This window comes from Streptomyces sp. NPDC045287 (assembly GCF_056432325.1).
In genome coordinates, this window is the sequence record NZ_JBWKJG010000012.1 from 254132 (window position 1) to 272303 (window position 18172).

The 18172-nt window shown below is 71.8% G+C and carries 16 protein-coding genes and 1 riboswitch; of the genes, 3 read left to right on the top strand and 13 right to left on the bottom strand.

Annotated features, from left to right (window positions below):
* Window positions 1–82: 82 nt before the first annotated feature.
* The gene (locus tag AC07D6_RS21335; protein WP_479046574.1) at window positions 83–889 is read right to left on the bottom strand and encodes a CPBP family intramembrane glutamic endopeptidase; all 807 of its coding nucleotides are present in this window, start codon (window positions 887–889) and stop codon (window positions 83–85) included.
* Between the two features lie 92 nt (window positions 890–981).
* Window positions 982–2502 carry a glutamate-cysteine ligase family protein gene (locus AC07D6_RS21340; RefSeq protein ID WP_315878233.1) on the bottom strand — a complete coding sequence of 507 codons (1521 nt, stop codon included), beginning with the start codon at window positions 2500–2502 and terminating at the stop codon, window positions 982–984.
* A 485-nt stretch (window positions 2503–2987) separates the two neighbouring features.
* Here AC07D6_RS21340 and AC07D6_RS21345 point away from each other — a divergent pair, with 485 nt between their 5' ends.
* Both AC07D6_RS21345 and AC07D6_RS21350 read left to right on the top strand, forming a co-directional pair.
* Entirely contained in the window at window positions 2988–3581 is a 594-nt protein-coding gene (locus AC07D6_RS21345) for a hypothetical protein (RefSeq protein ID WP_315878234.1), read from the top strand.
* A 312-nt stretch (window positions 3582–3893) separates the two neighbouring features.
* On the top strand, window positions 3894–4100 hold the full coding sequence (locus AC07D6_RS21350; RefSeq protein ID WP_315878235.1) for a DUF5999 family protein: 207 nt from the start codon (window positions 3894–3896) through the stop codon (window positions 4098–4100).
* Window positions 4101–4221: 121 nt separating this feature from the next.
* Here the strand turns inward: AC07D6_RS21350 and gcvP are convergent, their stop codons facing one another.
* A complete protein-coding gene (gcvP, locus tag AC07D6_RS21355) occupies window positions 4222–7107 on the bottom strand; it encodes an aminomethyl-transferring glycine dehydrogenase (protein ID WP_479046577.1) in 2886 nt (961 codons plus the stop codon).
* Between the two features lie 182 nt (window positions 7108–7289).
* Window positions 7290–7388: riboswitch (glycine riboswitch) on the bottom strand.
* Window positions 7389–7471: 83 nt separating this feature from the next.
* Here gcvP and AC07D6_RS21360 point away from each other — a divergent pair.
* Entirely contained in the window at window positions 7472–7867 is a 396-nt protein-coding gene (locus AC07D6_RS21360; protein WP_479046580.1) for a PRC-barrel domain-containing protein, read from the top strand.
* Here the strand turns inward: AC07D6_RS21360 and AC07D6_RS21365 are convergent.
* From AC07D6_RS21365 to clsA, 10 genes are all read right to left on the bottom strand, one after another.
* Window positions 7795–9276 carry a DNA polymerase IV gene (locus AC07D6_RS21365; protein ID WP_479046583.1) on the bottom strand — a complete coding sequence of 494 codons (1482 nt, stop codon included), beginning with the start codon at window positions 9274–9276 and terminating at the stop codon, window positions 7795–7797. The genes AC07D6_RS21360 and AC07D6_RS21365 overlap by 73 nt on opposite strands.
* 65 nt (window positions 9277–9341) lie before the next feature.
* Complete coding sequence (locus tag AC07D6_RS21370) at window positions 9342–9935, bottom strand: MerR family transcriptional regulator (protein ID WP_479046585.1); 594 nt, start codon at window positions 9933–9935, stop codon at window positions 9342–9344.
* 241 nt (window positions 9936–10176) lie between these two features.
* Entirely contained in the window at window positions 10177–10650 is a 474-nt protein-coding gene (locus tag AC07D6_RS21375; protein WP_023589746.1) for a bifunctional nuclease family protein, read from the bottom strand.
* Window positions 10651–10703: 53 nt separating this feature from the next.
* The gene (gene ftsR, locus AC07D6_RS21380) at window positions 10704–11453 is read right to left on the bottom strand and encodes a transcriptional regulator FtsR (RefSeq protein ID WP_315878239.1); all 750 of its coding nucleotides are present in this window, start codon (window positions 11451–11453) and stop codon (window positions 10704–10706) included.
* Window positions 11454–11495: 42 nt separating this feature from the next.
* Entirely contained in the window at window positions 11496–12398 is a 903-nt protein-coding gene (locus AC07D6_RS21385) for an FHA domain-containing protein (RefSeq protein ID WP_315878248.1), read from the bottom strand.
* Between the two features lie 181 nt (window positions 12399–12579).
* On the bottom strand, window positions 12580–13386 hold the full coding sequence (locus tag AC07D6_RS21390; protein ID WP_479046588.1) for a DUF881 domain-containing protein: 807 nt from the start codon (window positions 13384–13386) through the stop codon (window positions 12580–12582).
* A gap of 5 nt (window positions 13387–13391) precedes the next feature.
* On the bottom strand, window positions 13392–13724 hold the full coding sequence (locus AC07D6_RS21395; RefSeq protein WP_010469069.1) for a small basic family protein: 333 nt from the start codon (window positions 13722–13724) through the stop codon (window positions 13392–13394).
* A complete protein-coding gene (locus AC07D6_RS21400) occupies window positions 13721–14647 on the bottom strand; it encodes a DUF881 domain-containing protein (protein WP_479046591.1) in 927 nt (308 codons plus the stop codon). Before AC07D6_RS21400 ends, AC07D6_RS21395 begins: the two co-directional genes overlap by 4 nt.
* Before the next feature lie 109 nt (window positions 14648–14756).
* Complete coding sequence (locus AC07D6_RS21405; RefSeq protein WP_315878242.1) at window positions 14757–17252, bottom strand: sugar phosphate nucleotidyltransferase; 2496 nt, start codon at window positions 17250–17252, stop codon at window positions 14757–14759.
* A gap of 115 nt (window positions 17253–17367) precedes the next feature.
* Window positions 17368–17976, bottom strand: a complete 609-nt coding sequence (clsA, locus tag AC07D6_RS21410; protein WP_315878243.1) for a cardiolipin synthase ClsA — start codon at window positions 17974–17976, stop codon at window positions 17368–17370.
* Between the last annotated feature and the right edge of the window lie 196 nt (window positions 17977–18172).

Sequence of the window (18172 nt, forward strand, 5' to 3'; positions counted from 1 at the left end):
GCCGCGCGGCGCCCGCCCCTTGCGCCCCGCCCGCGCGACGGGGCCCACAGCGCGGCCCACACGGTGCGGGCCCCGCCCGGGGTCACGCCGTGGGCAGCCACCCCACCCTGCCGGCGAGCAGCGCGTACCCGACGAAGGCCACGATGTCGAGCAGCGCGTGCGCCACGACCAGCGGCCCGACCCGCCCCCACCGCCGGTACAGCAGGACGAAGACGACGCCCATGACCAGGTTGCCGATGAACCCGCCGACGCCCTGGTACAGGTGGTACGAGCCGCGCAGCACCGAACTGGCCGCGAGCGCCGCCATCGGCGACCAGCCCAGTTGCCCGAGCCTGCGCAGCAGGTAGCCGACGACGATGACCTCCTCCACGACGGAGTTCTGGATCGCCGACAGGATCAGCACCGGGTACTTCCACCACTCCCCCGGCAGCGCCTCGGGCACCACCGTGAGGTTCATCCCGACCGCCCGCGCCACCAGGTAGAACGCCAGCCCGGCGCTGCCGATCGCCGCCGCGACGAGCGCCCCGCGCCCGAGGTCGGGCCAGGGCCTGCGACGGTCGAAGCCGATCGCGCGCAGCCCGGCGCCCTCGCGCAGCAGCAGGTGCGCGACGAGGACGACCGGCACGAGCGCGGTGGTGAGGGAGAACAGCTGCCAGGCCAGGTCGAGCCACGGCCGGCCCGGCGCGTACGAGCCGTTGAGCGTGGCCGCCTGGTCCTTCAGACCGCCCGGCCTCGTGAGCGAGCCGACGAAGCTGATCAGGGAGGAGACCGCGCTCGCGCCGAGCGACAGGGCCAGCACGATCAGCGTCTCGGACCGCAGGGTCCTGCGCGGCTCGCCCGCCGACGGCGTCACGACCGCACCGGCCGTCCGTCCCGCACCTGTCCGCACGCGCGCCTCCCTCCGTGGATCTCGCGCCGTCCAGCTTGCCCGACGGCCGCGCGGCGCGCGCGAACGGGTCCCCGTGGAGGCCCCGCGCGCCCTCAGCGGGTGCGCTGCGGGTACGGCCCCGGCAGGGGCACGGGCCAGGTGTGGACCGGCTGGCCGATCAGCGCCAGCTCGCGGTAGCGGCGCGCGGTGGCGGCCAGCGCCGCCTCCCGGTCGAGGCCGGCCTCCTGGGCCCGGTGAAACGTTTCCACCTGCCACGAGGCACCGTTGAAGCGCCGGCGGCAACGCTCCTCGATGATGCCGAGGCAGCGGTCGCGGTCGGCGGGCTCGATGCCCCACGCGTCCAGCCCGGCCGCGGCGAGCGGCAGCAGTTCGTCCCGTACGAGCTTCACCGCGGGTACGGCGGTCACGCCGCCGCGCCCGGGACGGGGCCAGCGCAGTTCGGCATCGATGCCGTACCGGCAGGCGGCGTCGAAGTTGTCGGACGCGTCCGCGAAGGACATCCGCTTCCACACCGGCCGGGGGTCCTCGGCGAGGGCGCGCACGAGGCCGTAGTAGAAGGCGGCGTTGGCGACGACGTCGTCGACGGTGGGCCCGGCGGGCAGGACGCGGTTCTCGACGCGCAGGTGCGGGACGCCGTCCACCACGCCGTACACGGGCCGGTTCCAGCGGTACACGGTGCCGTTGTGCAGGACGAGTTCCCGCAGGGACGGCACGCCGCCGCCGTCGAGGACGCGCAGCGGTTCCTCGTCGTCGCAGAGCGGCAGCAGCGCGGGGAAGTAGCGGAGGTTCTCCTCGAACAGCTCGTACGCGGAGTCCACCCACCGCTCGCCGAACCAGGTGCGCGGGCGCACCCCTTGGGCCTGGAGCTCGGGCGGGCGGGTGTCCGTGGCCTGCTGGAACAGCGGCGGCCGGGTCTCGCGCCACAGCTCGCGGCCGAAGAGGAACGGCGAGTTGGCGCCGGTCGCGATCTGCACGGCGGCGACCGCCTGGGCGGCGTTCCACACGTCGGCGAAGCGCCCCGGGGTGACCTGGAGGTGGAGCTGTACGGAGGTGCAGGCGGCCTCCGGGGTGATGGAGGCGGCCGTGCAGCCGAGCCGCTCCACGCCGTCGATCTCCAGCGCGAAGTCCTCGCCGCGGGCGGCGACGATCTGGTCGTTGAGCAGCATGTAGCGGTCGACGTCCGAGATGTTGACGAGGTCCACGTCGTGGCGGGTGAGCGTGGGCAGGATGCCGACCATCACGACGCCGGCGCCCAGCTCCTCCGCCTTGCGGTGGGCGTATCCGAGGCCCGTGCGCAGTTCCTCGGCGAGCTGGGAGAAAACGTGCCCGGCGAGCCGGTGGGGAGCGACGTTCACTTCCAGATTGAACATTCCGAGTTCGGTCTGGAAATCCCGACTGGCGATGCGCTCCAGCACCTGCGCGTTCATCATCCGGGGGAGCCCGTCGGAACCCACGAGATTCAGCTCGATCTCCAGCCCCATCAGATTCCTGGGGCGGTCGAACCGCTTCTCCGCCAACAGCCTCTCCAGCGCCTCCAGGCAGTCCCGGAGTTTCCTGCGGTACCTCTGCCGATCGGCCAGGTCGAACCCGGCTGCCACGACCTTCTCCCCCATCGAAGCGTCCCTCCTCGAGTGGCGGCACGCGGCCTCGCCGCTCGGTCAGGGACGATGATGCCCCGCCCGGCCGATCCGTAACGCCCCTGCGGCGAGGGCTTTGCCACTAGGCTGGCACGAACGGCCTCCCGGCACATTCCGGAGGCATGGCGCGGCTAGCAGATCTCACCGGACGACGTGATGGAAAAAGCCGACGAGATTCAGCCGTCCACGCGGTGGACGACATTGCAGGCAGCGGCTTCGGATCCCTGGATATTTCAGCGGAAATTGCCACGTATACAAGGCGCGTTGCGACCTTGACGGGGTTATCGGGAGCGGTTAGCGGAAACATGGCGTGAACATTTGTCGTATAAACTCCGCCCACGAGGCTGAGACTCCGGCGCCCGGCATGGCGCCCCGGCGCCCCATGGCCCCGTCGCTGACAGCGCCGTCCGCACCCACGCACGCTCCACCCCTCCTGTCTCTTGAGTGAGAGGCGACCCACCATGCCGCTCCACGTCTCCCAGGTACCCACGCCTGCCCTGCACAGCGTCCTCGCGGCCCTCGGCTCCCCCGCCCTGCGCGAGGCCAGCACTCCCGCACTGCGCTCCGCACAGGGACCGCTCAGTGCGGAACTGCCGCTCCCCGTTCACGTCCTCGGCGTCACCGCGGCGGCGGGCGGGCCGGCGGGCGCACCCGCCACCCGGCTCGCGGGGTGGCGGTTCCTGATCCGCGGCGGGGAGGTGACCCTGGCGGCCGCGGACACCCTGCGCACGGCGGGCGGCTGGACCTTCTCGCACTTCTTCGAAGGCCCCTACCTCACCTCCACGGAACGGGCGCTGCGTCAGGCCGAGTTGTCCGGGGCTCCCTGGCAGCCGCGCCTGCTGTCGGTGCCCGAGCTGTACATGCTGACGCTGTGGCTGCACGGCGACCCGGACGCCGACCCCGCCGACGGCGCGCCCGACCCGGCGGACGTGTTGATCCCGCTGGCCCCCGCGCCGCCCGGGATCGCCGCGCACCGCCCGCACCGCGTCGCGGACCTGCTGCCGCGGCTCGCCGTACGTCTCGCGCCGCCGCCGCTGCTCGGCTCGTCGGCCTGACGCGACGTCACACACCGCACGGCCCGGTGCTCCGCGCCCCAGGGGGCGCGGAGCACCGTCGCGCACGCCCCCTGACCCGACCGGACTAGTCCGCTGCGGCCCTCAGAACCACCCGAAGGGACAGGGGGGTTGCGCCGAACCATCCGCACGGGTGATACGTCCTTCACCAGTAGGAAGCGCTGCCGTGAAATCCCTGCGGAAACGGAGCCGTGGGGCAACACTGGAAACGGACCGACCGGAAGACGGGGGGCGGCCATGAACACCGCATCGAGCCGCAGAGCAGACTCCACACCGCAGCGAAAGAACCCAGCCATGTGCCAGCACCAGCCACCCTGCCCGACCGCAGACTCCGCCGACCGGGAGGCCGCCCGCATCGTGGCGCACCACCCGGAGCAGGGCTGGAGCCTGCTGTGCAACGGCGTCCTGCTCTTCGAGGACACGGGTGAGCTGCTGCCCAACGGGCAGATCATCGCACCGCACCGGCCCCTGACCGCGGCGCGGATCGCGAGAGCCGCCTAGCCAGGACGACCGCGTCCGTACGGCTGTACGTCCGTACGGAGCACGGTACGACGGCGAGGGGCCGGTGCGGAGGTGATCGCCTCCGCACCGGCCCCGACGCCTACCGCGTCCGCCGCCCGCCTCAGGCGTCGTACTCGTCGAGCGGCGGGCAGGAGCAGACCAGGTTGCGGTCGCCGAAGGCGCCGTCGATCCGGCGCACCGGCGGCCAGTACTTGTCCGCGGCCGAGACGCCGGCCGGGAAGACGGCCTCCTCGCGGCTGTAGGCGTGGTCCCACTCGCCGCCGAGCGCGGCCGCCGTGTGCGGGGCGTTGCGCAGCGGGTTGTCGTCGGCCGGCCAGACACCCGACGCGACCTTCTCGATCTCGCCGCGGATCGCGATCATCGTGTCGCAGAACCGGTCGAGCTCCGCCAGGTCCTCGCTCTCGGTCGGCTCGATCATCAGCGTGCCGGCGACCGGGAAGGACATGGTCGGCGCGTGGAATCCGTAGTCGATCAGGCGCTTGGCGATGTCGTCGACGCTGACGCCGGTCTCCTTCGACAGCGGCCGCAGGTCGATGATGCACTCGTGCGCGACCAGGCCGCCCGGGCCGGTGTACAGGACCGGGAAGTACGGCTCCAGGCGCTTGGCGATGTAGTTCGCCGCGAGGACGGCGACCTGCGTGGCGCGCTTGAGGCCCTCGCCGCCCATGAGCCGTACGTACGCCCAGGAGATCGGCAGGATGCCGGCCGAGCCCCACGGCGCCGCCGAGATCGGGCCGACGCCGGTCTCCGGGCCGGCGGCCGGCTGGAGCGGGTGGTTGGGCAGGTACGGGGCGAGGTGGGAGCGGACCGCGACCGGGCCGACGCCGGGGCCGCCGCCGCCGTGCGGGATGCAGAACGTCTTGTGCAGGTTCAGGTGCGACACGTCGCCGCCGAACTCGCCGGGCTTCGCCAGGCCGACGAGCGCGTTGAGGTTGGCACCGTCGACGTACACCTGGCCGCCGGCCTCGTGGACCTGGGCGCAGATGTCGGCGACGTGCTCCTCGAAGACGCCGTGCGTCGACGGGTACGTGATCATCAGCACGGCGAGCTCGTCGCGGTACTGCTCGATCTTGGCGCGCAGGTCCGCGACGTCGATCTCGCCGTCGTCGGCGGTCTTGACGACGACGACCTTCATGCCGGCCATGACGGCGGACGCGGCGTTGGTGCCGTGCGCGGAGGACGGGATGAGGCAGACCGTGCGCTGCGCGTCGCCGTTGGCGCGGTGGTAGGCGCGGACGGCGAGGAGGCCCGCGAGCTCGCCCTGCGAACCGGCGTTGGGCTGGATCGACACCTTGTCGTAGCCGGTGACCTCGGCGAGGCGGTCCTCCAGCTCGTGGATGAGGCTGAGGTAGCCCTCGGCCTGCTCCGCCGGGGCGAAGGGGTGCATCTGGCCGAACTCGGGCCAGGTGACCGGCTCCATCTCGGTGGTCGCGTTCAGCTTCATCGTGCAGGAGCCGAGCGGGATCATGCCGCGGTCCAGCGCGTAGTCGCGGTCGGCGAGCCTGCGCAGGTAGCGCAGCATCGCGGTCTCGGAGCGGTGCGCGTGGAAGACCGGGTGGGTGAGGTACGCGTCGGTGCGCAGCAGCGCCTCGGGCAGCGCGTCGGCGGTCTCGGCGTCCAGGGCCTCGATGTCGCCGCTCACGCCGAAGGCGGCCCACACGGTGGAGATCCGGTCGCGGCTGGTGGTCTCGTCGCAGGCGACCGAGACGTGGTCGGCGTCGACGAGGCGGATGTTGACGCCGCCCTCGCGGGCCGCGGCGACGACCTCGGCGGCCTTGCCGGGCACGCGCGCGGTGACGGTGTCGAAGAAGCCGCCGTGGACCACCTCGACGCCGCCGGCGCGCAGGCCGGCCGCGAGGATCGCCGCGTACCGGTGGGTGCGCCGGGCGATCTCCTTCAGGCCGTCGGGACCGTGGTAGACCGCGTACATGCCGGCCATGACGGCGAGGAGCACCTGGGCGGTGCAGATGTTGCTGGTGGCCTTCTCGCGGCGGATGTGCTGCTCACGGGTCTGGAGCGCGAGGCGGTACGCCCTGTTCCCGTCGGCGTCGACGGAGACGCCGACGAGGCGGCCGGGCAGGCTGCGGGCGAACGTGTCGCGGACGGCCATGTAGCCGGCGTGCGGTCCGCCGAAGCCCATCGGGACGCCGAACCGCTGGGTGGTGCCGACGGCGATGTCCGCGCCCAGCTCACCGGGCGAGGCCAGCAGGGTCAGCGCCAGCAGGTCGGCGGCGACGGTGACGACGGCGCCCAGCTCGTGGGCGGCGTCGATCAGCGGCTTGATGTCGCGGACGGCGCCGGAGGCTCCCGGGTACTGGATCAGGACGCCGAAGACGCCGCGCTCGGCCGCCTCGGCGGGGATGCCGTCGCTCAGGTCGGCGACGACGACCTCGACGCCGGTTGGCTCGGCGCGGGTCTCGATGACGGCGATCGTCTGCGGCAGGGCGTCGGCGTCGACCAGGAAGACGCCGTTCTTGACCTTGCCGACGCGCCGGGCCAGGGACATGGCCTCCGCGGCGGCGGTGCCCTCGTCGAGGAGGGACGCGCCGGAGGTGGGCAGACCGGTCAGGTCGGCGACCATGGTCTGGAAGTTGAGCAACGCCTCCAGGCGGCCCTGCGAGATCTCCGGCTGGTACGGCGTGTACGCCGTGTACCAGGCCGGGTTCTCCATGACGTTGCGGAGGATGACCGGCGGCGTGAACGTGCCGTAGTAGCCGAGGCCGATCATCGGGGCCAGGACCTGGTTGCGGTCCGCCAGGGAACGCAGTTCGGCGAGGACCTCGGCCTCGGTGCGGGCCTCGGGCAGGCCGAGCGCCTCGGCGCTCTTGATCGCGTCCGGCACCGCGGCCGCCGTGAGCTCGTCGAGCGAGCCGTAGCCGACCTGCGCGAGCATCTTGGCGCGCGCCCCGGAGTCGGGGCCGATGTGGCGCTGCTCGAAGGGGGTGCCCCGCTCGAGTTGGGAGAGCGGAATGCGGTTGGCGGTCATGTACGGGGGCCTCCTGGTCATAGCGACCTGCGAGGGGCACCTCGGCGCGGGTGCCCGGACGGCCTCCCCCTCTGTCATCTCAACCTGAGAGCTTCGCCGCGCACCCCGGTGAGGGGTGGCACGGCTTTCACCGTCGGTGAGGGCGGGTGCCGTCCGACGCCCGCCCTGCTTTCCAGAGTGACCTCGTCCGTGCGGTACAGGGGCCTGAGAGATTCCGGGGAGGATTTGCTCCTTCGGCGCCTCCGGACGGTTTCTCCGGAGGACTCTCCCGCACGGGGTCAGCAGCCATGACCAGCCTACCAGCGAGGTTCCAGGCCGATCCCTCGAGTGGCCGAGGTCACCGTTGTGCCCTTTCGTAGGGGTGATGGACCCGTTGCGACCGGCTGGAGGAACTGTGCAAACCGACATCGACCCGCGCGGCCTGATGGGGCGCAAGGTGTTCGACCGCGACGGCCGCAAGGTCGGCACGGTGGACGAGGTGTACCTGGACGACGCGACGGGCGTCCCCGAATGGGCGGCCGTACGGAGGGGCCTCTTCGGGCGCGACGCGTTCGTCCCGCTGGAGCCGAGCGAGCTGGCCGACGACGGCCTGCACGTCCCGTACGAGAAGGCCCTCATCAAGGACGCCCCGGGCTTCGGGGTGGGCCGGCACCTCTCGCCGGAGCAGGAGCTGCGGCTGTACCGGCACTACGGCCTGGCCCTGCCGGCCGCGCCGTCCCCGGGCAGGCACTCCGGCACGCCGGCGGACGGGGGCGGCTGACCGCCGCCCGGCACCAGCGGCAGCGGATCGCCCGGCTCCAGCTCCGGGTCGTCCGTCCGGAACGTCCGCACCCTGCCGGGCGCCGACCCCGGCTCCTCGAACCGCACGGTGACCCGGCCGAGCCCGCTGCCCTGCACCCACCCGGGCCCGTACGCGGTGTGCCGCACATCCGCCCCGGCGAGCCACCGCCGCTCCCCCGGCACCGGCTCCCCGCCGTCGACGGCACCCCCACCCGGCCCGGCGTCCGGCGGCGGCTCCTCCGGCCCGGCCGCGGCCTCCCCCGCGGACAGCGGCGGCACCCCGTCGGAGGCGCCGGGCACGGCCGGGGGCCCGTCGACCGCCGCCTGGGCGAACAGGTCCTCCTGCGTGAAGTCGGCCAGCCCGCTGACCCCGACGCCGAGCAGCCGCACCCCGCCCGTCGTGTCGACGGCGTCGAGCAGCCGGGCGGCGGCCTCCCGCACCACCACGGGGTCGTCGGTCGGGCCGCGCAGCGTCTCGGAGCGGGTCAGCGTCGAGAAGTCGTACCGCCGCACCTTCAGCACCACCGTGCGCCCCGAGCGGCCGGCGGCCCGCAGCCGGCGCACGCACCGCTCGGCGAGCCGCTCCACCTCCCACCGCACCCGCACCCGGTCGTGCAGGTCCACGTCGAAGGTGTCCTCCACGGAGATCGACTTGGCGTCCCGCTCCGCCACCACGGGCCGGTCGTCGCGGCCGAGCGCCATCGCGTACAGCGACGTCCCGTGCGCCCTGCCCAGGAGCCGTACGAGCTCGTCCTCACCGGCCTCCGCCAGGTCGGCGACCGTCGTCATCCCGGCCCGCCGCAGGTGCTCCTCGGTCGCCGGCCCGACACCGGGCAGCGTCCGCACGCCCATCGGCGCCAGCAGCGCCCGCTCCGTCCCCGGCTCGATGAGCACGAGGCCGTCCGGCTTGGCCTCCTCCGAGGCGATCTTCGCCAGCATCTTGGAGCCCGCCAGCCCCACCGACCCCGTCAGCCCCGTCACGGCGCGGATGTCCCGGCGCAGTCGCTCCCCGACCGCCCGCGCCGCCGCCCCCTCGCACGCGGCTCCCCCGGCCTCCAGGTCGACGAACGCCTCGTCCAGGCTGAGCGGCTCCACCAGCGGCGACAGCCGCCCCAGCAACTCCATGACCTGTCCGCTCACCGACCGGTAGACGGAGAAACGCGGCACCAGGTAGGCGGCGTTCGGCGCCAGCCGCCGGGCCTGCGCCATGGGCATCGCCGACCGCACCCCGAACCGCCGCGCCTCGTACGACGCCGTCGCGACGACCCCGCGCGGCCCCAGACCACCCACGATCACGGGCTTCCCGCGCAGACTGGGCTTCGCCGCCTGCTCGACGGCGGCGTAGAACGCGTCCATGTCCAGGTGCAGGATCGTCGGCGCGGCTCTCACACCACCGATGCTGCCCCACCCCACTGACAATCGCCCGCACACGCGTACGGCGGCGGGCGCGCCGCTCAGACGGCCTTGTCGCGCCTGCGGCGGGCCAGCTCGTCGGCCGGGTTCTGCCCGAGGAGGGTCTCACCGGTGTCGACCCGCTCGCCGTGCAGCTGCGACAGCGCCGCCTCGACGTCCCGCCACACCACGCCGACCGCGATCCCGAAGATCCCCTGCCCACCCTGGAGCAGGTCCACGACCTCGTCCGGCGACGAGCACTCGTACACCGTCGCGCCGTCGCTCATCAGCGTCATGCGCTCCAGGTCGCGCAGTCCCTTGCCGCGCAGGTGCTGCACGGCGGCCCGGATGTTCTGCAGGGCGACACCGGTGTCCAGGAACCGCTTGACGATCTTCAGGACGACGACGTCGCGGAAGCTGTAGAGGCGCTGCGTGCCCGACCCGTACGCGGGCCGGACGCTCGGCTCGACCAGCCCCGTACGGGCCCAGTAGTCGAGCTGCCGGTACGTGATGCCGGCGGCCGCGCACGCGGTGGGGCCCCGGTACCCGATGACGTCGGTCGTCGGCTCGGCCGCATCCCCGTGAAACGGATACGGCCCGCTCCCCACCGGACTCCGTCCGGGGAGACCCCCTGCCGTACCGTCGCCGCTGCTCATCACGCCGACCCTCCGTCCTTGACCTGCCACATCGACGGTAGGCAGTCCCCAGGGGTGCGTCAACGATCGCCACACTCGCCACGCCGAGTGATAATCACCCTGAGAGTGGTTTGACGTGTCCCGATTCCGGGAACCGCTACTCGAATGCGCTGAAAACGCGGCGAGCGCCCCCCGAACGCCGGGAGGACACCACCTCCGCGCGCCCGGGCGCACCGCGCTCCGGTACGCGGCGCGGTCGCGGTCACTGGTTGCCGGTGCCGAAGTCCTCGGGAGAGATCTGGTCGAGGAACTCGCGGAACTTCTCCACCTCGTCCTCCTGCTCGTCCGGGATCGCGATCCCGGCGTCGTCGAGGACGCCGTCGCTGCCGAAGATCGGCGTTCCGGTACGCAAGGCCAGCGCTATGGCGTCGGAGGGCCGGGCACTCACTTCGACACCGCTGGCGAAGACCAGCTCCGCGTAGAAGACCCCTTCGCGGAGGTCCGTGATGCGGACCTCCGTCAGCTCCTGGCCCACGGCCTCGAGCACGTCCTTGAAGAGGTCGTGGGTGAGCGGCCTGGCAGGGGTCATGCCCTGCTGGGCGAAGGCGATCGCCGTCGCCTCTCCCGGGCCGATCCAGATCGGGAGGTAGCGGTCGCCTCCCACTTCACGCAGGAGCACGATCGGCTGGTTGGACGGCATTTCCACCCGGACACCGACAACATCGAGCTCGTTCACACAGCAACCCTAGGACGTGCCGCACCGGTTTGGATAGTCGGGATCCGCCAAGGTCAGGGGAACCGGACTCCGAGGGCCGACCTGACGAGGGCCGCGTGCAGCCGGACGGACAGCGCGGCCAGCTCTTTCGCGGTGGCCTCGGCGTGCGCCCGGGTCTGCGGGTTGCGGTGCCGCCGCAGCGGCGCGACGACCTGCTCCACCAGCCCCGCCTCGCGCTCGGCGGCGGCCTTCACCGCCCGCAGGTGGCGGGGCTCCAGCCCGTAGCGGCCCAGCTCGGCGACGAGCTTGGCGACCGTCACCGCCTCGGCGTCGTAACCGCCGTCCACCGCCGGGGCGACCAGTCCGTACGACTCCCACTCGGCGAGCTGCTCCTCGCTCGCCCCCGCGGCGGCGAGGAGCTCGGCGCGGCCGACCCGCGCGGCCGCGCCCCGGTCCGCGTCCGGCTCCCACGGGCTGCCGCCGTCCGGCGACTCGCCGCGCGGCCCCTGGGTGGGCAGGACGGCCTGCTCACCGCGGGCCAAGGCGTCCAGGTGCTCCCGGATGACCTTCAGCGGCAGGTAGTGGTCCCGCTGCATGCGGAGGATCAGCGCCAGCCGCTCCACGTCGCGCGGGCTGAACTTCCGGTACCCGGACGCCGTCCGCCGCGGCTCGACGAGCCCCTCCGCCTCCAGGAACCGGATCTTGGAGATGGTGACCTCGGGAAACTCCTCCCGCAGCTGGTTGAGGACCGTACCGATACTCACCAGCCGGTCACCCGCGTCGGCGGTGCCGTGACCGGCACCGCCCGTCGGTGTTCGCCGCATGGACCTTCCCTGGGGTCCCCCCGGACGGCGTCCGGGGGAGGGTCAGACGCCCCGCTGGCTCGTGTAGAAGACCAGTCGGTACTTGCCGATCTGCACCTCGTCACCGTTGGTGAGCCGGACGGCGTCGATCGGCTCACGGTTGACGTAGGTGCCGTTGAGGCTGCCGACGTCCGCGACGGTGAAGCTGCCGTCGGCCGCCCTGCGGAACTCCACGTGGCGACGGGACACGGTCACGTCGTCCAGGAAGATGTCGCTCTGGGGGTGGCGGCCCGCGGTCGTCAGATCGCCGTCGAGGAGGAAGCGGCTGCCGGAGTTCGGCCCGCGCCGCACCACGAGCAGCGCCGAACCCAGCGGCAGGGCGTCCACCGCGGCCTGCGCCTCGGGCGTCAGCGACGGCAGCGCCGTCTGGCCGGTGGCCTCGCCGTCGTACGCCTCGAGCCCCGAGATGGAGATCGTCGACGTCGTCTCCGACGCGCGCTCCACCGGGACCCCGCCCCGCAGCGGCGCCCCGCAGTTGGAGCAGAACCGACTCGCCTCGGCATTGCGGTGTCCGCACCGCGTACACACCGGCATGGACCCATCCTCCTGCCGCGGCTCGGCCGCGTGGACGCTGGTCGCGTACGGATCGGAACCTATGCGGCCGGGACCGGCAGGGTCAACAGAAGACGCGCCCTGTCCGCCCGTAATGTCACCACCCGGACCAGCGACCTCGTCGCGGAAGAGGGGACGCCCGGCGTCCCGCTCCTCCTCGCTCCGACCGTGCCGCGACGCGCGATGCCTGGCGTTGCCGCCGTCCTCGCGTGCGCTCTTGCCGAACAACTTCGCAAACAACTTCACGGGCGATTCCCCTTGAACGAAACAGACCCGCCCGTGGGGCAGGACGAACCCTGATTGAACACACCTGCCGACCCGGACACCTTCACAACGTCCGTATCCTCCGGACAGTTTCCACCACGCACCACGCTCTTGGTACGGCGACCCCCCGCAACCTCCCGGCCCGGGCGGCCGATCCTCCGACGCCTCCACGATTCCCCGGTCACGGGAGCCGCCCCCACTGCTTCGCCTCCCCTGTCCGGCCCGGCCCCTCGGGCATTACCCCACCACGAGGCCCCCATGCGCCTCCGCTTCACCGCGATGACGACCGAGCGTAGTCAGGCCGCTCCGCCCGTCGCAAGGCGTCAACAACGATCTTCTCCGAGCGGGTCACGGTGGCCGTGGCCTGCTCCTTCTCCAGCGACTGCACGATCCCGCCGGGAATGTTGAGCGCGGGCTCCAGATCCTGCGGCTTGCCGATGACCTGGAACCGGTACGGCGCGCTGATCTTCCGCCCGTCCACCTCGACGGCCCCGGCCTCCCCGGAGAAGTACGAGTCCGCGACGACCCGCACGCCGTTGACCTGGATGGCCTCGGCGCCGGCGGCGCGCAGCTCCTGGATCGTGTCGAGCAGCTTGTCCGGTTCGACGGCCGTGAGCGGGTCCTCGACGGTGAACGTGATGCCGGGTCCCTCGGCGGCCACCGTACCGGCCAGGACGCCCAGCTGACGCTCCCTCTCCTGGGTCTGCTGACGGGCCTCTTCGGCCTGGTCGGAGCTGTTCTCCAGCTCCCGGCGCTGCGCGTCGAGCCGGGTCTTCTCGTCCTCGAGCCGCTGACTGCGGTCGTCCAGCTCGTCCAGGATGCGGACCAAGTCCTCCTGGCGGGCGCCGCGCAGCGCGCCGTCGTCGCTGGTGGAGCGGACCTGGATGGCCAGGCCCAGTCCCAGACCGAACAGCAGCAGGGCGACGACGAGTTGCGCGCGGGTGACCCGCGGCGGCCACAGCCCGGCGACCAGCCGCTGCCGGCCGGTCATCTCCGCGGACTCCGGCCGCGCCGCCTCCGGCTGCCCCGGCTCGTGCGGGGTGCGGTCCTCGTGCGGGGTGCGGTCTTCGTTGCTCATCGGCCTCACGCCCGGAACACGTGCCGCCGGATGGCGGCCGCGTTGGAGAAGATCCGGATGCCGAGGACGACCACGACCCCCGTGGACAGCTGCGCGCCGACGCCCAGCTTGTCGCCGAGGAACACGATCAGCGCGGCCACGACGACGTTCGACAGGAAGGAGACCACGAAGACCTTGTCGACGAAGATCCCGTCGAGCATGGCCCGCAACCCGCCGAAGACCGCGTCGAGCGCGGCGACGACGGCGATCGGCAGGTAGGGCTCGACCACCGCCGGTACCTCGGGCCGGATCAACAGTCCGACCACGACTCCCACGACGAGGCCCAGTACGGCGATCACGATGTGCCCTTCCCTGTGTCGGCCGTGCCCTGTCCGTCGCCCGCGCCGGCTCCGGAGGTCCTCGGCTGTGCTGTACGTACGATCAGGCTCGGCGCCGCCGGCAGACGGACCCGGTCCTGGGCGGAGACGCTGCTGCGGATGCCGAAGTTCTCCTCCAGCGCGTGCAGGTAGCGGCCGTCCGCGCTGTTCTGGAACCGGGTGCCGAGCCGTTTGCCGTCCCCCACCGCGAGCACCGTGTACGGCGGCACGAGCGGTTTGTTGTCGACCAGTATGGCGTCGCCGGCCGCCCTGATCGCGGACAGGGCGGTCAGCCGCTGCCCGTTGATCGCGACGGCTTCCGCCCCGGACTGCCACAGACCGTTCACGATCCGCTGCATGTCCCGGTCGCGTACGCGGCCGGTGTCGGTGAAACCGCCGCTCTCGCGCGGCCCGCCGCCGCCCCCCTCGACGTCCTTCGCGTCGTCGACGACGAGTTTGATCCCGGGGCCGGTCACGTCGGTCGCACCGGACAGCAGCGCCACGAGGGCACCGCGATCGCCACCGTGTTCCCGGAGCGCCGCGCGCTGCCGCTCCCCGACTTCGCCGCGCAGTTTTTCGATGTCCTGTTCTAGACCGTCCACGGCGGTCGTCTCGGCCTGGATCCGGTCGATGAGCTCCTCGCGCTCCTTCGCCACGACCGGCGCGGATATCCGCGTCTGGGCGGCACCGAGCGTGACGACCGCCGCGGCGAGGACGAGCCCGGCGGCGAGGCCCAGCCTGGTCCGCAACGTACGCGGCAGGCCCCCCTCGGCGGCACGGCGGGCGGTCGCCTCCGCGTACCCGTCGTCGAGCGCGTGGTCCATCACATTGGTCAGCAGCGACATCGACGCGTCAGGACGCGGAGGCGGGGAGCCGGTGCTCCGAACGGGGGGCTGCTGCGACATGCCGCACATCGTCGCATGTCGGAGCGGCTACCGCCGAATGGCCCCACCGGTACGCCGGACGCGGTCGTACGATCGGTCCGGCGCACCGGTCAGCCGGTGGGCGAGGGGGTCAGCGCCCGGCGCTGTCCACCACGGCGGCCCACTCGTCGAGGAGCGCCTGGGCGGACTCGTCGTCGGGGCCTTCGGCCCACAGGTGGGTGACGGCCTCGGCCGGGTCGGGCAGGACGAGCACCCACCGCCCGTCCGCCTCCACGACGCGCACGCCGTCGGTGGTGTCGACGTGCCGGTCGCCGGCGGCTTCGACGACCCGCCGCATGACGAGCCCCTTGACGGCCCACGGCGTCGCGAGGTCCCGCCGCAGCACGTGGGCGCGGGGGATGCGCGCGTCGATCTGGCTGAGAGTGAGCTGGGTGCGCGCGACGAGGCCGAGGAGCCGCACGAAGGCGGCGGTCCCGTCGAAGACGCTGCTGAATTCGGGGACGATGAACCCGCCCAGCCCGTCTCCACCGAAGATGGTGGACTCCTCGCGCCCAACCCGTGTCAGGTCGTCCGGTGAGGTCGTCGTCCAGTCGACCTGGGTGCCGTGGTACGCGGCGACCTGCTCGGCGATGCGGGTGGTCGTGACCGGCAGAGCGACCCGGCCGCTGCGCCGTTCGGCCGCGACCAGGTCGAGCATGACGAGCAGCGCCCGGTCGTCCTCGATGATCCGGCCGCGTTCGTCGACGAGCGACAGCCGTTCGCCGACGGTGTCGAACCGCACGCCGAACGCGGCCCGCGCGGAGGCGACGATCTCTCCGAGCCGTACGAGGCCGGCCCGGCGGGAGTCGGCGGATTCGGTGGGCCGCGACTCGTCGAGACCGGGGTTGATCGTCAGCGAGTCGACGCCGAGCCGGCCGAGGAGGCTCGGCAGGACGAGTCCCGCACTGCCGTTGGACGCGTCGACGACGACCTTGAGGCCGGCTTCGGCGATGCCGGTCGTGTCGACGCTGCGCAGGAGGGCGCCGGTGTACTGGTCGAAGATGCTCGACGGGAAGCTGAGGTCTCCGATCTCGCCGGGGAACGCCCTGCGGTACTCCTGGCGCGCGTAGACCCGGTCGAGCTTCCGCTGTCCGGCCTGGGACAGGTCGGCGCCGCGTTCGTCGAAGAACATGATGTCGACGGAGTCCGGCACGCCGGGGGTGGTCCGGATCATGATGCCGCCGGCGCTGCCGCGCGCGGTCTGCTGGCGGGCCACGGGCAGGGGCACGTTCTCCAGGTCCCGTACGTCGATGGCGCTGGCCTGCAGGGCGGAGATCACGGCCCGCTTCAGGGCCCGGGCACCCCGGGAGTGGTCGCGGGCCGTGGTGACGGTCGCGCCCTTCTTCAGGGTGGTGGCGTAGGCGCCGGCGAGCCGGACGGCGAGTTCGGGGGTGATCTCGACGTTGAGGATGCCGGAGACGCCGCGCGCGCCGAAGAGGTGGGCCTGGCCGCGGGACTCCCAGATGACGGAGGTGTTGACGAAGGCACCGGCTTCGATCGTCTTGAAGGGGTAGACGCGGACGTTCCCCTGGACGATCGATTCTTCGCCGACGAGGCACTCGTCGCCGATGACGGCGCCGTCCTCGATGCGGGCGGCCCGCATGATGTCGGTGTTCTTGCCGATGACGCAGCCGCGCAGGTTGCTGTGCGGCCCGATGTAGACGTTGTCGTGAACAACCGCCTTGTGGAGGAAGGCGCCGCTCTTCACGACCACGTTGGATCCGATGACGGTGTGCTCGCGGATCTCTACGTCGGCTTCGACCTTGGCGTAGTCCCCGACGTAGACGGGTCCGCGCAGGACGGCGTCGGGGTGGACCTCGGCGCCTTCGGCGACCCAGACGCCGGGGGAGATCTCGAAGCCGTCGAGTTCGACGTCGACCTTGCCTTCGAGGACGTCGGCCTGGGCCTTCACGTAGCTCTCGTGGGTGCCGACGTCTTCCCAGTAGCCCTCGGCGACGTAGCCGTAGATCGGCTTGCCTTCCTTCATGAGCTGGGGGAAGACGTCGCCGGACCAGTCGACGGAGACGTCAGGCTGGACGTAGTCGAAGACCTCGGGCTCCATGACGTAGATGCCCGTGTTGACGGTGTCGGAGAAGACCTGTCCCCAGGTGGGCTTCTCGAGGAACCGTTCGACGCGGCCTTCCTCGTCGACGATGGTGATGCCGAATTCGAGGGGGTTCGGTACGCGCGTCAGGCAGACGGTGACCAGGGCGCCCTTCTCTTTGTGGAAGGCGATGAGGTCGGTCAGGTCGAAGTCGGTGAGGGCGTCCCCGGAGATGACCAGGAACGCGTCGTCCTTCAGTGCCTGTTCGGCGTTCTTGACGCTGCCGGCGGTGCCGAGTGGCTTCTCCTCGTGGGCGTAGGTGAGCTCCATTCCGAGCTCTTCGCCGTCACCGAAGTAGTTCTTGACGAGCGAGGCGAGGAACTGCACGGTTACGACGGTCTCGGTGAGTCCATGCCGTTTGAGCAGGCGCAGCACATGCTCCATGATCGGCCGGTTGGCGACCGGCAGGAGCGGCTTGGGCATGCTCGAGGTCATGGGGCGAAGTCTGGTGCCTTCGCCTCCGGCCATCACGACGGCCTTCATGTCGGAAGCGTCCTCCTTGCAGCGACGACGATCTGGCCGAATTTCCCCGTCTTTGCTGTGGCCCTCTGATAACACGCCGACGTCGGTTCTTACGTTTCGGCGCGGAAAGACAGGGTCATTCGGCTGCGGTTTCCGCCTTGACTAGTCGGCGGACTTGGATCACGTAGAGGATCCCTGCCCACCAGTAGAGACTTGTACCCCATCCTGCGAAGGCCCACCCGAAAACTTCAGCGAGTGACGCAAGCCACGTGTTGCCGTCGCTGAGCAGTAGCAACGGGAACGCGTACATGAGGTTGAACGTGGCCGCCTTGCCGAGGAAGTTCACCTGCGGCGGCGGATAGCCGTGGCGGCGGAGGATTCCCACCATCACCAACAGCATCGCCTCGCGTGCGAGAAGTACCGCGGTGAGCCAGAGCGGGAGGATGTCGCGCCAGGTCAGGCCGACGAGGGTGGAGAGGATGTAGAGGCGGTCGGCGGCCGGGTCGAGAATGCGTCCGAGGCTGCTGATCTGGTTCCAGCGTCGGGCGAGCTTGCCGTCGAGGTAGTCGCTGACGCCGCTCAGGGCGAGGACCAGGAGGGCCCAGCCGTCACTGTTGGGCCCGCCGAACTCGGGGCGGAGGATGAGCCACAGGAAAAGCGGTACACCGATGAGCCGGGCCATGCTCAGGATGTTGGGGATGGTGAGGACCCGGTCGGTCTGAACGCGAGTCTCCTGAACCTCCACCCGGGGGCCTCCTGTGGGAACGTGCCAATGCTGCCCCTGACCTTACCGTCAGCGCGGGCCGGCCTGCGCAGGGGGTGGGGCGGAGTTGCCGTCTGCGGTACCCCGGGAATGCGAAAAGCCCCGTGCCTTCCGGCACGGGGCTTCCCGTCACAATTTGTTCGGCGGTGTCCTACTCTCCCACAGGGTCCCCCCTGCA